Origin of the sequence: Gracilimonas tropica DSM 19535, from assembly GCF_000375425.1 — a bacterium.
GTDB lineage: Bacteria > Bacteroidota > Rhodothermia > Balneolales > Balneolaceae > Gracilimonas > Gracilimonas tropica.
Map to the genome: position 1 here is coordinate 496,702 of NZ_AQXG01000001.1, position 14,648 is coordinate 511,349.

Consider the following 14,648-nt stretch of genomic DNA (forward strand, 5'->3'; position numbering starts at 1 on the left):
TGCTGAAGTTTTATTTTCAATCTAAATTGAAAGTACGCAATATTACAGCAATGTTAAACTATATTTAGTTCCTTTTTAACAAAAGAGAAATAACTCTATTCAGAATCCTTTGATCTTATTTTTGAGGAAAAACTAAAAGTTTGAAATCAGCCCGGTTTTATTAGCACCTCATTTACTTGGAATGGGGAATTGGGATCTTAGAATTTACACCGGGCGTGATTTCGATTATTGCGAGTGAAAAACTACTCGGCATCATCGTTATCACCTGTGGCGTAGGGATTATGAATACCGTATTCATCGGGATTGTATTCAGCGAGGGTAAAGAAATGCTCCCAGGCAGCTTCGCTTTTGCCATTCTTATCGACCCAGGTTGGGTGACTTTGCTTAATCAGACCAACCACACGCTTGGCATATTTCACCCGCTCCTCAGTGTCTTCAATACGGGGAAGGGCGGCAATCATAAGGTCAAGATTATAGCCACAGTCAAAGTCTTTGGGTTTTTGCTGATGTATGAACATGTTTTAAGATAGGATTGAATAATTTGAATTCGAAAATAAGCGTTAATGAAGTGAGTTTAAAATGGAATTTTGGGAATAATTCTTATTCTCAGAGCAGAAATGAAATAGAACGGGTGCTTCCTAAAATATTTTCTTAGTTTTGCCCCCGCATTAAAAAGTAATCAACCACACGAAATTCATGTATTACAATTCCATTCTGGAGACGGTTGGGAATACGCCGCTCATCAAGCTAAATCACGTTAACGGAAATTCAGAAGGCACGCTGCTGGCTAAAGTAGAGTATTTCAATCCCGGGCATAGTATCAAAGATCGCATCGCCATCAAGATGATTGATGATGCGGAGGAGAAAGGATTGCTGAAACCAGGCGGGACTATCATTGAAGGAACTTCGGGAAATACCGGAATGGGATTGGCCCTGGTGGCAGTAACCCGCGGATATAAATGTATTTTCACCACCACGGATAAACAAAGTAAGACAAAAGTAGATTTGTTGAAGGCTTTGGGTGCGGAAGTCATCGTTTGTCCTACCAACGTGGAAGCGGATCACCCCGATAGTTATTATTCAGTGGCGAAGCGACTCAGCGAGGAAATCGAGAATTCTTACTATCCAAATCAATATGATAATAAGAGCAATCTGCAAGCTCATTATGAAACAACGGGGCCGGAGATCTGGGAGCAAACGGAAGGTAAGATCACGCATTACGTAGCCGGAATGGGAACCGGTGGTACGATCTCGGGAGTTGGCAAATTCCTGAAAGAGCAGAATCCTGATATCAAGGTGATCGGTATCGATAGTGTAGGTTCTGTATATAAGAAATATTTTGAAACGGGTGAGTTTGACAAGAATGAGATCAAGCCGTACATGACGGAAGGAATTGGGGAGGACATTATCCCGGAAACAATCGAGTTTGAGTGGATCGATGAAGTGATTCAGGTAAATGATAAAGATTCCGCGCTGGTTACACGTCGTTTGGCAAGGGAAGAAGGCCTATTGATCGGGTGGTCGTGTGGGGCTGCGGTAAAAGGAGCTTTGGACTATATTGAAGAAAACCCTTTAGGAAAGGACGATATAATGGTTATTATAATGCCGGACAGTGGAACCCGATACATCCAAAAAGTATATAATGATGAGTGGATGAAGGAACAGGGTTTCCTGGAAGCATAAATCGGTTCAACAGAAACAGAACAAATACAGACAATTATATTATGGCGAAGAAAGATCAGACGATGAATCCCGGACAAATGGAAATTGAACTCAAAGAGGATGAGGCTACCGGAACTTATTCCAATTTGGTGATGATCACGCACTCGCCCTCAGAGTTTATTTTAGATTTCATAGCCGTGATGCCCGGTGTTCCCAAAGCCAAAGTGGTCAAAAGAATGATACTGACGCCTGATCATGCCAAACGCCTTGCCAATGCCTTGAATGACAACGTTGCCAAATATGAGAGTGAGCACGGTACCATTAGCTCCAATAACAACAGTAAAGTGGATATGCATATGTACCGAGGACCAAAACCGGAAGCTTGAGAACATCGAACATCCAACATTGAATAAGGAACATTGAACGTTAAGACAGCTTTTTTTGAGCTGTCTTTTTTTTTGGGCTTATTTTTTAGCCTGGAAGAGCAGAATGAGGCCTACCACGAAAAAGAAGATGTGCGGTAATGTGGCTGCCACAGCAGGAGATAGCGTACCGTAATACCCAAAAGGTTCAATGATCTTCATAAAGGCGAGATACAGAAAGCTGATGGTAAGTCCGGCTGCAAGATAAGCTCCTTTTCCGCCACGGCGCCTCACGCTGGCAAAAGCAAACCCTACAATAATGACCACAATGATGGAAAAGGGATATGCCAGCCGCCCGTAAAATTGAACCTGGGGAATCTCAATACCTCCCGCTCCGCTTCGTTCAATAGATTCAATGTAATCTACCGCCTCTTCATAGGTAAGTTGGTAAATGTCGGAGGTTGTTCTGGCAAGGTCTCTGGGGAATATGCTAAGTACCGTGTCTTTTTCGCGATATTCTTTTTCAATGAAGCCCGTTTCAGTAAAGAACTGCTCCGTTACGTTTTCGAATCTCCAGGTTTGTGTGGAATCGATCCATTTCATCCGGTTAGCAGTTGTACTTTTTGTGATCTGCCGGTCTTCAAATTCGATCAGCCGAACCCGGTAAGCAATTTGTTTGGTCTTATCAAAGTAATTGACCTGAAGTTTAGTGTTGGGAGAGGGCTGTCGGTAAATATCACTTCGGTCTATATTCTCTGATTTATCCTGAAGGTATTCTTCTTCAAATGCTATTCGTTCGGCATTGGATTTAGGGATCACATAGGCATCCAAAAGACTGATTGAAGCCGCGGTCAAAATAGCGAAGATCATGTAGGGCACGATCAGCCTGTATAAACTTACTCCCGCCGCCTTTAGAGCGGTAATCTCCAAACGGTCGGATAATTGTCCGGTCAGAAATAAACAGGCTACAAAAACCGCTACAGGAAGTACCAGGCGGGTCATTTCGGGCACATAATTAAGGTAATACCGATTGAATATTTCTACCATAGTAGCCCCCTGATCTGCAAAATCATCGCTGTTCTCAGAAAAATCTACCATAATGAAAATGAAGATCAGCATCACCAATACAAAAAGAGTGATACCCAGCATCCTGAAGAATATGTAACGGTCGAAGCGTTTATTCACGGTTTTTAAATAGGTTTGGCAGGTGCAAGTCTGTGCTAAGGCGTACGATCAGAAAAGCCCCGACAAGAGTCAATATCACATTGAAAGACCACATTCCGATAAGCGGGGTGATGAAAAGCCGGTCGGCCAGTTTTTCACCTTGTATCAAAGAAACCCAGTAGAAGGTAAGTACTACGGTGGATATCAAGGCGGCAAACCCGAAATTTCCTTTTTTGGTCATAATGCCTACCGGCGCTCCAAATAGTATGAATACGACACAAGCAAAGGGGATAGAAAGTTTCTTATGGATCTCTACCAGAAAACGTGCGACTCGTTTTTGCCTCCATTCGATGTTCGCATATACCGATTGTACCTGAGTTTGATATTCCTTCATTTGCCGAATGGATTCTTCAACAAAGAAACGCTGGATCTCTGCTTTTTTGAAGGTATTGGTTACCAGGTAGGGACTTTCCACGCCTCCAATGTTCTTCAGAGAATCCGGTAAATTCCTATTTGGATTAAAAAAAGATTCCCGGCCGGTGTATTCATCCGAGGGGATCACCGTTACATTATTTCCAATATAGGTCCGCTGTGATTTGATCTCCCGATACAAAGAATCAACCACGGCAAGCATAGCTCTGGAACTCATGGTACGGTCACTTCGATTTCTGTTTTCGGGATTGGAACGCATAAAAGACAATTCAGAAATGTCCAGGGTCATAATGTGTTTTTTAAACTCATTACGCTCAATAAAGTTATCGGTGCGACTGGAGGTACGGGAGAATTCGAGGCTTTTACCATTGATCAGATGCAGCGAAAGCGCTTGTTCTCCTTTACTTTCCAGAATCCCTTTTTCGGCCATAATATAGGCCCGGTTCTTATTATTGACCGGTTTTTGAAACAATGTAATATCGTAGAGGCTATCTGTTTCCCCATCAATGCGTTCAACCAAAAAGGTGTAGCCTTCGATGCCATCGTAAAATGTATTTGGTTTGAGTTCGAAGCCGGGTTTTTTAAGGCGAATATCAATAAAAAGCGAACGGGCTTTTTGATTGGCCTCGGGTAATACATTGTTTGAGAACCATGCCAAACCCAGGAAAAGTAAGATCGAGGTGATCAGTACCGGCCGTATGATCTTGATGGGATTCACTCCGGAAGCGCGTAAAGCGGTAAGCTCATTGAGTTCCGAAAATTTACCGAATGCCATTAGGGTTGCAACCAATACAGCCATAGGAGCTGCCAAAACAACCATGTAGGCAAGGTTGGTAAGGATCAGTTCAATAATGATCTGAATGGGAATATCTTTGCCGATGAGATTGTCGATGTTCAGGATCAGGAATTGCATCAGCAGCAAAAACATCAGCGTAAAAAAACAAAACAAAAAAGGACTTACATGCCTTTTTAGCAGGTCTATTTGCAGTTTGTTGATGAATCTGATCAAGTCTTGTCGTTGTTTTGGTACTTTTTAATTTTTATGAACGTAAATAATAGACATTTTTAGTCTATCAATTTAACTTTTGAAATGCGGATTAAATTTTCAAGATACTCAAATTAATAGTATTATCGACGCACCCATTCATCTACAATGCTAATAAAGAAAAAAAAAGGATCAGCCTATCGCATAACGCTACAGACTTTACCTAACACAAGAGCTAGTACATACAGGTGCATTCTTTTTTAAAATTAGTAATTTACTTGCCATTCTTTTGTTTGATGAATGGGATGATATCGGTGGATATCTTTGCGCAGGATTCAACAGCCACCGATACGACCATGATCGGTTTAGATGCTGATTCTGTTGCTTCAGATTCTATTCCCAAAGGCATGAAGTTTATTTACCGACCGCCTTCGGGTCCGGTGAGTGTAGCCCCGGCGGTTCAACCCGGCAAGCTCTACTATATAAAGTCGGCCAAGGAGAGATTTGAGACCATCTGGGATACTACCGATACATATACGGTACAGCGCAAGATCGAGGGAATTGATGTCGGCGTTCCTTCAAAATACACATTCAGTGAGTTTGCCCAACATAAAAAGCGGCAGCAGATAAAACAGATACAGTATGAGCTGATAGAAGAAGGCAAGCAGCAGCAAGCTGATCAAAAAGGGTTACTGGATTTCAGCCTTCAGATTCCGGGAGGTGAGTCATCGGTTTTCACAACTATTTTCGGGAAGCCGGAAGTGAATCTTCGGGTTAATGGTTCTGCGAATATGAATGTGGGGGTTTCCATTCAAAATATCGATGATCCAACCATTGCTCCGGATCTTCAGCGCCGCATAGACCCAACTTTCAATCAGAATTTGCAGTTAAACATTCAGGGGACAATCGGTGATAAACTTACCATTGCCACCGACTGGGATACCGAAAGGGCGTTCGATTTTCAAAACCGGCTTAGTATTGTTTACCGTGGATATGAGGATGAGATCATAAAGCAGATCGAGCTGGGGAACGTTTCTATGGAAACGGGGAACTCACTGATACGAGGGGGGGCTTCCTTGTTCGGCATAAAATCGATCGCAGAACTTGGGCCGCTGAAACTTACTTCCGTAGTATCTCAACAGAAAGGAGAAAGCGAAACGGAGACGATCACCGGTGGTTCACAGGAAACACAGATCTCTATTCGTCCAATTGAATATCAAAATAACCGGCACTTTTTCATTGATTTCTATAATCGCCAGGAATTTGAAGATAATGTGGAGAATCCACAGCAGATTACACAGGCGTATCAAATTTCGGATATTAAAGTGTGGATATCGGAGCCTCAGATCAATACAACCGATCCCGAGGCCGTGCGTGCTGCAGCTTTTGCGGATCTGGGTGTGGTAGAAGGTTCGGATGGAACATATAGCCTTCCAAATCCTGCATTAGACAGCATTGATGATAATTTACTGGAGCAAAACCGAAGTAATACCAGTGCTTCTGCAGCCGATTTCAATGTATCGGGGAATGATTTCTATAATGGATATTTTCGCCCGCTTCAGGAAGGAGCTGATTATACCATATATAAAGCATTGGGTTATATCAGTTTGAACAGAACGCTGAGTACCGGCGCTTACCTGGCGGTGTCTTTTGTCAGGAGAGGAGCACCCGGAGAAGGGGTAGATAACATCGAGGTCGGTGATATCTCATCCCAATCACCGGAGCTGACTTATTTAAAACTGCTGCGAACCGACAACCCGACCCCTGACCTGAAAACGTGGCCCTTAACTATGAGGAACGTATATTCGTTAGGTGTTTCTGACCTTACGCAGGATGGCTTGGAGCTGGATATCAAATTCACCAGTGGTAATGTGGACGATACCAACCTGCCAAACCGAAGCAGTACATTGCTTCAGGATCTTGGGCTTGACCGTACCGATACCCAGGGAGCTTTAAGCCCGGATAACCGCATTGACTTTTCAGGGATGGTGCTGGATCCCCGTACCGGTGTGATTTTATTTCCGTATTTGGAACCTTTTGGAGGCAGAATTGCGGATCTCCTGGAAGCATCGTCTGCTTCAGATTCTGTGATCAACTCCCTGGCCTACACAGAATTATACAACGAAAAGCAAAGTACGGCCGATAACAGCAACAAGAATAATTATTACAAGATCGAGGGCTCATCAAAAGGCGGAGTATCCGGAAACTTTACGCTCGGTTTTAGCCTGGTTGAGGGTTCGGTTAAAGTATTTGCTAACGGAACCGAATTGACAGAGGGAGTTGATTATGAAGTGGATTACTCTTTTGGAAGCATCACTATCCTGAATGAGCAGTATCTTGCAGCAGGTCAGGATATTCAGATCGAGTATGAAAATAATCAGCTTAACCAGATCGGTCAGAAGAACTTTACGGGTTTGCGAGCAGAGTATAAGATCACCGATGATATTCAAATAGGTGGAACGTATTTCAAGTTGAAGGAACAACCCCTGTCTGACAAGATCCGTGTTGAAAATGAGTCTATTAATAATACCATATTGGGGATGGATGCGACGGCAGAATTTGAAACCCCCTGGGTTACCCGGCTCATCGACAAAGTTCCCTTGCTTCAAACTAAAGCTGAATCGAATGTGAGCTTTAGCGGTGAATTTGCTCAACTGCGTCCCGGTGTCTCTCAAACCAATGCTGTGCGGGAGGCCATTGACAACGGTGAACTGTATCCGGATGAGGAAAACGGTCTCTCCTTTGTAGATGATTTCGAAGGCTCGGAAGTTAGTATAAGTCTTAACAGCGCCACACGCTGGAATTTAGCTGCAGCTCCGGCTGCAATTACGGGGTATGAGCCTGATGCGGCGTTCTTCGAGAATGAGACTTCTCCGATCACCAATTCACTGGAATCCAAGATAGCACGTTCTGATCTTCGAAGTCAGTTTTCTTGGTATACCATCCCAAGAAATGTGGAAAGCTTGCTTGGAGGGGTACAAAGAACGGCTGAGTCCAGAAAAGTACTTACGGAATCGGTATTTCCGGGAAGGGAAGTTGTGAATGCGCAGGATCAGGAAATCTCAACACTGGATGTGTACTATAACCCGCAGGAAAGAGGTCCCTATAATTACAATTACGACCTGAAGAATAAACTGGAAAACGAGCCGGAAAAGATGTGGGGCGGTATGACGGCCGTATTGCCATCCGGACAAGAGGATCTTACTCAAAATAACATCGAGTTTATTGAATTTTGGGTGCAGCCCATTTTACCGGGAGGGAGGGAGCCTACAGCGCAGGATCTTGAAGATTATGACGGGAAGATTTTTATAGAAATTGGTACGATCTCGGAAGATGTGGTGCCAAACTTCGATCTCAATACAGAAGACGGATTGGCCAGCAACCCGGATAACCTGGAACCGGATAACTTAAGTACACAACCCCGTTCTTTTGTGCCGGCCAATCCAACAGCTCCACAAGGACAGTTTTCCAACGAAAACAGGGATCTTGAAGATGTCGGGTTTGATGGAGTTCCCAATACCAATGGCTTTGATGATGAGAAAGTGGAAACGGCTCTTTTCGCTGAATTCATTGACTCTATGCGGGTATCTTATGGAGAAAATTCGCCTGAATTTCAGTCTATTTTAGCGGATCCTTCTAATGATGATTATGTGTATTACGGGGAAGGGATTGTCCAGGATCTGCCGTTGAATGAACGATTTCACAGATTATTGGGGTATCACGAAGGTAATACTCCGGTTGCAGGAGGAGAGAAGCGGGCTATTACCCCAAGACCAGACACAGAAGGTTTAAAGAGTCGTTCCAATATTGAAACCAATAACAATTATTACCAGTACGAGATCGCTCTAAATCCTGCAGAAGACCTGCAGATCGAGACCAATCCGGATCAGCTTGATGAAAGAACCTACATTGTTGACCGTGTACCGGGAGATTTCCAGGAAGAGCGTTGGCATCTCGTAAGGATCCCTTTGTCTGACTTTAAACGCAAAGTTGGAGAGATCGATGGATTTCAGAATATCAGCCATATCCGTATGTGGATGTCAGGGTACAAGAAACCTTTCACCATGCGTTTCGCGACTTTTGAGTTCATTGGAAGTCAGTGGAGAAAAGTTGAAAACATAGATGAGACCCAGAATACCACCGGCGACTTTCAGGTTTCTACGATCAATATAGAAGAAAATGCCAACCGTGAACCTGTACCGTACCGCCAGCCGGAAGGATCTATTCGTGCCTTGAACCGGGGCGTTCAGGTGAATACGCTTCAGAATGAGCAGTCCATCGTGTTGAAAGTAGAAGAATTGGGGCCACAACAGATCCAGATGATAAAAAGAGTATATCCCGGCGGACTTAATTTGCTGAACTACAGCAATATGAGAATGTTTGTGCATGGGGAAGGATATAGGGAAAACTCCCAGGATCTTGGGCGAACCAATGCCGAGCTTGTGATCAGAATGGGAACCGACCTGAATACGAATTACTACGAGTACCGCCAACCGGTTACCCCTTCCGATCCGGATTATAACTATGCTCCCTACAGCTCCGAAGGTGGAAGCGGGGAATTGGCTCTGGATGCCGAACAAGTGTGGTTATATGAGGAGAATAGCATGAACATTGTTTTGGCTGCTTTTAATGAGTTAAAGCAACTTCGGGAACAACGTGGTATCACTGACATTAATCAGCGTTTTGAAATGCCCTTAATGCAGGACGGAGAACAGATTGCAGAAGGGGCGGTCATAGCCATTAAAGGAAACCCCTCTTTGGGACGCATCGGTGAAATCGGTATGGGAGTTCGGAATCCCTACGACCCCACCGATACCGGTTCGCCCGGAAGCCCGAGTTTGGATGCTGAATTTTGGCTGAACGAACTACGTCTTTCTGGTTTCGATAATGAGAAAGGCTGGAAAGCCAATGCCAAGGCTAGTTTCAAGATGGCAGATTTCGCTACGGTAAACACCAATTTCACCAGAACAACGACCGGTTTTGGAGGGTTGGATTCTCGTTTGGGTAACCGTAGTGTTGCCGATGAATTTGGGTATGATCTGAACTCTACAGTAAACCTTCATAAGCTGATCCCGGATCGTTATGGCTGGAGTTTCCCGGTTAATGTTTCAACCCGGCGAAATATTTCAACGCCCAAATTCTTACCGAATCAGGGAGATACCCGAACTCAGGATTTCATCAATGCCACCCGAAATAATGATGAGCTTTCTGAAGCTGAAAAGGAGACGATCATCAGTGAAAGGCTGAATGACATTGAAACCGTACGGGAGAGTTTTTCGGTGAATGCCTCAAACATCTCGAAGAAAAACTCAAAGAGTAAACTGGCTCAATATACGCTTGATAATACACGGCTCAGCTATGTTTATAACCAGGGTAGTTTGAAGAATCCGGAGATCCAGTTTCAGGATGACTGGAATTATACTTCATCGATTTCTTATAATTTATCGTTCAATAATGTGAAGTTGTGGCAGCCTTTTGGGTTTACAGAAGACCTTCCGTTTTTAGGGGTGATGTCGAAGTTGAGGCTCGGTTATATGCCAACATCCATCACTGCTTCCGCAAACTTGAACCGCTCTTATAATGAAAAAAGACGCCGGCCTCAGTTAGATAATGAAGGGATGGATCAACTTCAGCCTTTGCAGCAAAGCCAGACCTTCAATCATAAATCCAGCTTTGGTCTCAACTATAACCTGACCCCAAGTATTCCGATCTCTTTCAGAACGAATACGAATTTTGATCTTTCCGGGGCAGGCCGTGAAGATATTCCTAAAACCGGGCTTGATATCGACAGTACTTCGTATCAGTTACGGCCTACCTTCGAAACCCTACAAGGGGTCTTTTTTGATACACTGTCTGCCCGACGCTCCAATTATCAGGAAACCTATACGGCGAGCTGGAGACCGAAATTAAACCAAATCAAAGCCCTGGATTGGCTCACCTATTCCGCTTCGTACAGTGGCGGTTACGGCTGGACCAACAGCCCCAGCGGATCCGGATTGGGAGCTGAAGTTTCCAATACTTACCGTCTTGATCATACCTTGAAGCTTGGTATTGGCAGTTTATTAGACCGTATTAGCTTCTTTGAAGAAATGAAGCAAACGGATCAGGAAGAGACTCGTGACCGGCAAAGAAATAAGGCTAACAACAGGTCGCAAGCAGGAGAGGGTGATGAGAAACCTACCCCCGACCTTTTTAAGGACCTCCAGTATATTGGACGAAAGCTTGTGTTGGCTGTTTTCAGTATGCAAAATATTGACCTGAGTTATAATCAGAGTAAAACTTCAAACCAGGCCGGATATTTGGGAAATTCCCAGATCTTTTATGCCTTCTCCGATCCTTCAAGTGGAAAATACTCACCGCCTATTGGTTACCGTTTGGGTTTTGCTGAAGAAATTCCAATATCGCAGCTTATACAGGAAAGTCCGTCCAGTTCAACGATCAATATTCCCAAAAACAATACCTTTTCCGATAAACTGGCTATGGGAACCAAGCTCAATCTATTCTCTAATCTGTCTGTGGACTTGAATTGGTCTACCGAATGGGACGAGCGCGTAACGAATAACATATCACTTACTCCGGGCGGGGATTTTGGTACTACGCTTTCTGCGAGCGGAAATATCGGATCTTCTGTTTGGGCATTTGGTTCCGGCTACAGGTCCATATTTGAACGCCAGCTACAAGCTGCTTTTGATGATCTGAATGCTGAAGAGGGAATCATTAGTGATATGCCGGAAGCCGGAGGAAATGGAGACGGCCGAATTGTTTTGAATCGTAATACTCTGGCTGAAGATTTCAGGTATGCTTACATCGGCAGTGGAAACAAAGCGATCGGTAAAAAAGGGTATACACCCATTCCTATGCCTAATTGGAGAGTAACCTGGTCAGGGGTTGAGAAGATCATTCCTTTCATCGGAAATGCGATGAGTGCGGCTTCCCTTACACATGCTTACCAGGGTAATTACCGGTTGGGATGGAATCTCAATACCATCACCGGTATCCAGGATGGGCAGGGCTTAGGAGCTTTCTCTGTGATCAACAATAAAGGAGTTTATGAACCTGCTTCTATCAATGTAGAGCAACGATTTTCCCCATTGGTTCAGTTAAATATTACCTGGGAATCTAAATTGAGAACCCAGATCAGTATGGATCGCAGCCGAACCACCAGCCTGGCACTTTCCAGTAGTACGATAACGGAGCGGACTTCTCAGGGGCTGAATGCGACTATCAATTATACGTTCAGAAACCTGACAATACCATTCTTTCCCAAGATCAAGAACAATGTAGATCTTTCAATAACAGGAGGGGTGGCTGATGATACCGAAGAGAAATTTAATTTAGGGCAGGATATTGATGAAGTATTAAGCACGGCTGACCTGATTCCTGACGTCAACCAATATGACTTCAACGATCCTTTTGTAACAGGACAAACCCGCATCAATGCCTCGCTGAATATAGGCTATCGTTTCTCACAGACTGTAACCTCAAATTTTGAGTACACCTTTACGAACGTATCTCCAAAATCATCGGCATTCCCGCCACGAACCAATCATGAAATTCGCTTTAATTTCCGAATTGCGATCCAATCCAGGTAGGGGATTTTATAGGTTTGAACCGGAGTTTCTGAAGCTGTAAAACCCACAAAAAATGAAGCTCAGAATCAAGCAGGCCAATGGCAGCCAGTCTCCAAAACGGGTGTAGAAGGTTTTGGTACTTCGGTTGTAAATGGTAGCCGTAAATCCGGTACGTGTCCAATATTCAGTTTCCCGGATGATCTCACCGTTTGGCGATATAATGCCCGATACTCCATTGTTGGCGCTTCGAGCAATCCATCGGTCAAATTCAATCGCTCTGAGGCGGGCATAAGCAAAATGTTGCAAATGTCCTGACGTGTTTCCCCACCAGCCATCATTTGTGATGATGGTGATAAAGGAAGCATCGTTACGAACAAATTCCCGGATCCAGGAAGGGTAAACTGAATCATAGCATATAAGTCCGGGAGTGGTAAAATCCGGCGTTTGTATCATATCAGGATCATCTCCTTTTCCAAACCCGGCTATTTTACCCCAATTAACCCAATCAAAAATATCGACCGCAGCTAAAGTTTCTACGAAAGGAATTCGCTCAACAATAGGAACCAGGTTGGCTTTCTCGTAGTCAGAAATATTGCCATCAGGTTTTATAAAAAGTGCGGCATTGAAATAATTGTAGGGACGCCCGGAGTCTTTCAAAATTCCCCGGTATAATTCATCCGTATTAGATTCATAGCTTTTAAACAAACCGGTTCCGGTTATAAAACTGGTATTCCAGCTTTTGGCGGAATCGGCGATTCTCAGGGCTGTTCTGGAATCTGCAAAAATAGCTCCATCTATCGCATTTTCCGGCCAAATAATGAGATCGGTACCTGGGGTGATGGTTCGGGAAGTGAGGGTAAAAAGGCTGTCAACAACTTCTCTGAGGCCGCTCATGCCGCCATAGCTTAGGTATGAGTCATGATTGGGCTGGACGATGGCAACCTCAACGGGTTCACCGGAAGTGGATCCAATTTCGGTAGTGCTGCTATATAGCACAAAAGACCACGCCGGGAAAAGTATAAAAACAGCAATGGTCGTATAGGCTAAAATTTTGTCGCGACTCAATAAAAAACGATAGGTGAGAGCTGAAGTAAAGATCACCCAAAATGAGATCCCTAAAAACCCGGTCACGGAAATGTATTGTATGATCCCGGTCCAGTTAGCCCAGGCATTTCCAATAGCCAGCCACGTCCAGGAAAGATCCCAATGATGGTGTAAATATTCATAACCGACCCAAGCTGAGGCTTGTAAAAGAGCGATCAAAACCGGTGATTTTCCTTTGTCTGCAAAAAACTTGGCAAGGCACAAAGGGATGGTCATTAATACGCTGTTGGCAAGGATGGCTGCAATACCTGCGGGAAGACTTGCCATCATCAGCCAATAAGTTCCAATCAGGTTCCAGGTCACGAATCCGGCATAGCTGTAATAGGCAAGCTGTTTGTAAGAATCTGTTATACTTGATAAGTGGAAAAGCAGAATAAAGGCCGGAAAGCTTAAAAATGAGAGGTTAACCGGGGGGAAACTCAACCCCAGTAATATTCCTGCCGTTATTGAAACCGCCCACTTATTCTCTAAAAAATCATTCATTCTGAATATCCTTTTCCTGAAACAACTACTACAATTTCACCTTTAATGGAATCTCGTTGCTCAAACTCTGTTCTCAGCTCACTTATGGTGCCCCGTAAAATTTCTTCAAACTTTTTGGTGAGTTCACGTGCCACGGCGGCTAAACGGTTTTCCTCAAAATGCTCTTCCAGCTCACCGAGAAGTTTTAGCAATCTGTTTGGGCTTTCATAAATGATGATGGTTCTTTCCTCTTCAGAAAGTTCGCCCAATCTCTTCTGTCTCCCTTTTTTGTGGGGAAGAAATCCTTCAAACACATAACGGTCGCAGGGAAGTCCGCTGGCCACCAAGGCCGTTGTTGCAGCATCCGGGCCCGGGATCACGCTAACGGTATGACCGCCGTTTTGAGCGGCCCGAACAGCTAAAAAACCGGGATCAGAAATACCCGGCATTCCGGCATCACTGATTAGCGCAACATCTTGGTTGGCATCTAAAATATTCAGCAGATGCGCCACTTTTCGGTGCTCATTGTGCTGGTGAAAGGCAAAGGTTGGTTTATCGATGCCAAAATGCTGGAGCAAATGGCCGGAAGTGCGCGTGTCTTCACAAGCGATGTAGTCAACAGATTTGAGGACCTCAGCCGCCCGCGGTGAAAAATCTTGCAGGTTACCAATGGGAGTTGCGACAATAAATAGTGTAGACACGAAATAATTTTTGGGTTTGAAAGTCTACAAATATCAAACTACATCATCCAAAAAACAAACAGTACTATGAGCCATAGAATGAATTTGAAAATTTGTGTGATAAGGTTTAAAAAACGGTCTGCCAAAAATCATAACGCTTTCCGGATATCAAAACCTTTTATCCCCGCTTTGGAATTTCCTGCGGGGGTTGTATGTTTGAGCCCAA

Annotated in this window: 8 protein-coding genes; 3 read left to right on the forward strand and 5 right to left on the reverse strand. The window is 44.1% G+C overall.

Annotated features, from left to right (window positions below; translation table 11 throughout):
• Positions 1-242 precede the first annotated feature (242 nt).
• Positions 243-518 (reverse strand): DUF4290 domain-containing protein, encoded by a 276-nt coding sequence (locus B151_RS0102275; RefSeq protein ID WP_020401973.1) that lies wholly within the window; start codon positions 516-518, stop codon positions 243-245.
• A gap of 178 nt (positions 519-696) precedes the next feature.
• On the opposite strand from B151_RS0102275, the gene B151_RS0102280 reads away from it, so the two are divergent.
• Together B151_RS0102280 and B151_RS17740 are read left to right on the forward strand one after the other, a co-directional pair.
• On the forward strand, positions 697-1,683 hold the full coding sequence (locus tag B151_RS0102280) for a PLP-dependent cysteine synthase family protein (protein WP_020401974.1): 987 nt from the start codon (positions 697-699) through the stop codon (positions 1,681-1,683).
• Between the two features lie 41 nt (positions 1,684-1,724).
• On the forward strand, positions 1,725-2,048 hold the full coding sequence (locus B151_RS17740) for a DUF3467 domain-containing protein (RefSeq protein ID WP_040516394.1): 324 nt from the start codon (positions 1,725-1,727) through the stop codon (positions 2,046-2,048).
• A gap of 78 nt (positions 2,049-2,126) precedes the next feature.
• On the opposite strand, the gene B151_RS0102290 is transcribed toward B151_RS17740, so the two are convergent.
• Both B151_RS0102290 and B151_RS0102295 read right to left on the reverse strand, forming a co-directional pair.
• Positions 2,127-3,209 carry an LptF/LptG family permease gene (locus tag B151_RS0102290; protein WP_040516395.1) on the reverse strand — a complete coding sequence of 361 codons (1,083 nt, stop codon included), beginning with the start codon at positions 3,207-3,209 and terminating at the stop codon, positions 2,127-2,129.
• Positions 3,202-4,629, reverse strand: a complete 1,428-nt coding sequence (locus tag B151_RS0102295; protein WP_020401977.1) for an LptF/LptG family permease — start codon at positions 4,627-4,629, stop codon at positions 3,202-3,204. Before B151_RS0102295 ends, B151_RS0102290 begins: the two co-directional genes overlap by 8 nt.
• 254 nt (positions 4,630-4,883) lie before the next feature.
• Between B151_RS0102295 and sov the strand changes: the two genes are divergently transcribed.
• Complete coding sequence (gene sov, locus B151_RS0102300) at positions 4,884-12,197, forward strand: T9SS outer membrane translocon Sov/SprA (RefSeq protein ID WP_245550339.1); 7,314 nt, start codon at positions 4,884-4,886, stop codon at positions 12,195-12,197.
• Positions 12,198-12,203: 6 nt separating this feature from the next.
• On the opposite strand, the gene lnt is transcribed toward sov, so the two are convergent.
• Both lnt and rsmI read right to left on the reverse strand, forming a co-directional pair.
• A complete protein-coding gene (lnt, locus tag B151_RS0102305) occupies positions 12,204-13,763 on the reverse strand; it encodes an apolipoprotein N-acyltransferase (RefSeq protein WP_020401979.1) in 1,560 nt (519 codons plus the stop codon).
• Entirely contained in the window at positions 13,760-14,443 is a 684-nt protein-coding gene (gene rsmI / locus B151_RS0102310) for a 16S rRNA (cytidine(1402)-2'-O)-methyltransferase (protein ID WP_020401980.1), read from the reverse strand. Before rsmI ends, lnt begins: the two co-directional genes overlap by 4 nt.
• Positions 14,444-14,648 lie beyond the last annotated feature (205 nt).

Excerpts from the sequence above, each read along its gene's own strand:
- lnt (WP_020401979.1), bottom strand. The coding sequence starts at position 13,763 with ATGAATGATTTTTTAGAGAATAAGTGGGCGGTTTCAATAACGGCAGGA.
- B151_RS0102275 (WP_020401973.1), bottom strand. The coding sequence starts at position 518 with ATGTTCATACATCAGCAAAAACCCAAAGACTTTGACTGTGGCTATAAT.
- B151_RS0102280 (WP_020401974.1), top strand. The coding sequence starts at position 697 with ATGTATTACAATTCCATTCTGGAGACGGTTGGGAATACGCCGCTCATC.
- B151_RS17740 (WP_040516394.1), top strand. The coding sequence starts at position 1,725 with ATGGCGAAGAAAGATCAGACGATGAATCCCGGACAAATGGAAATTGAA.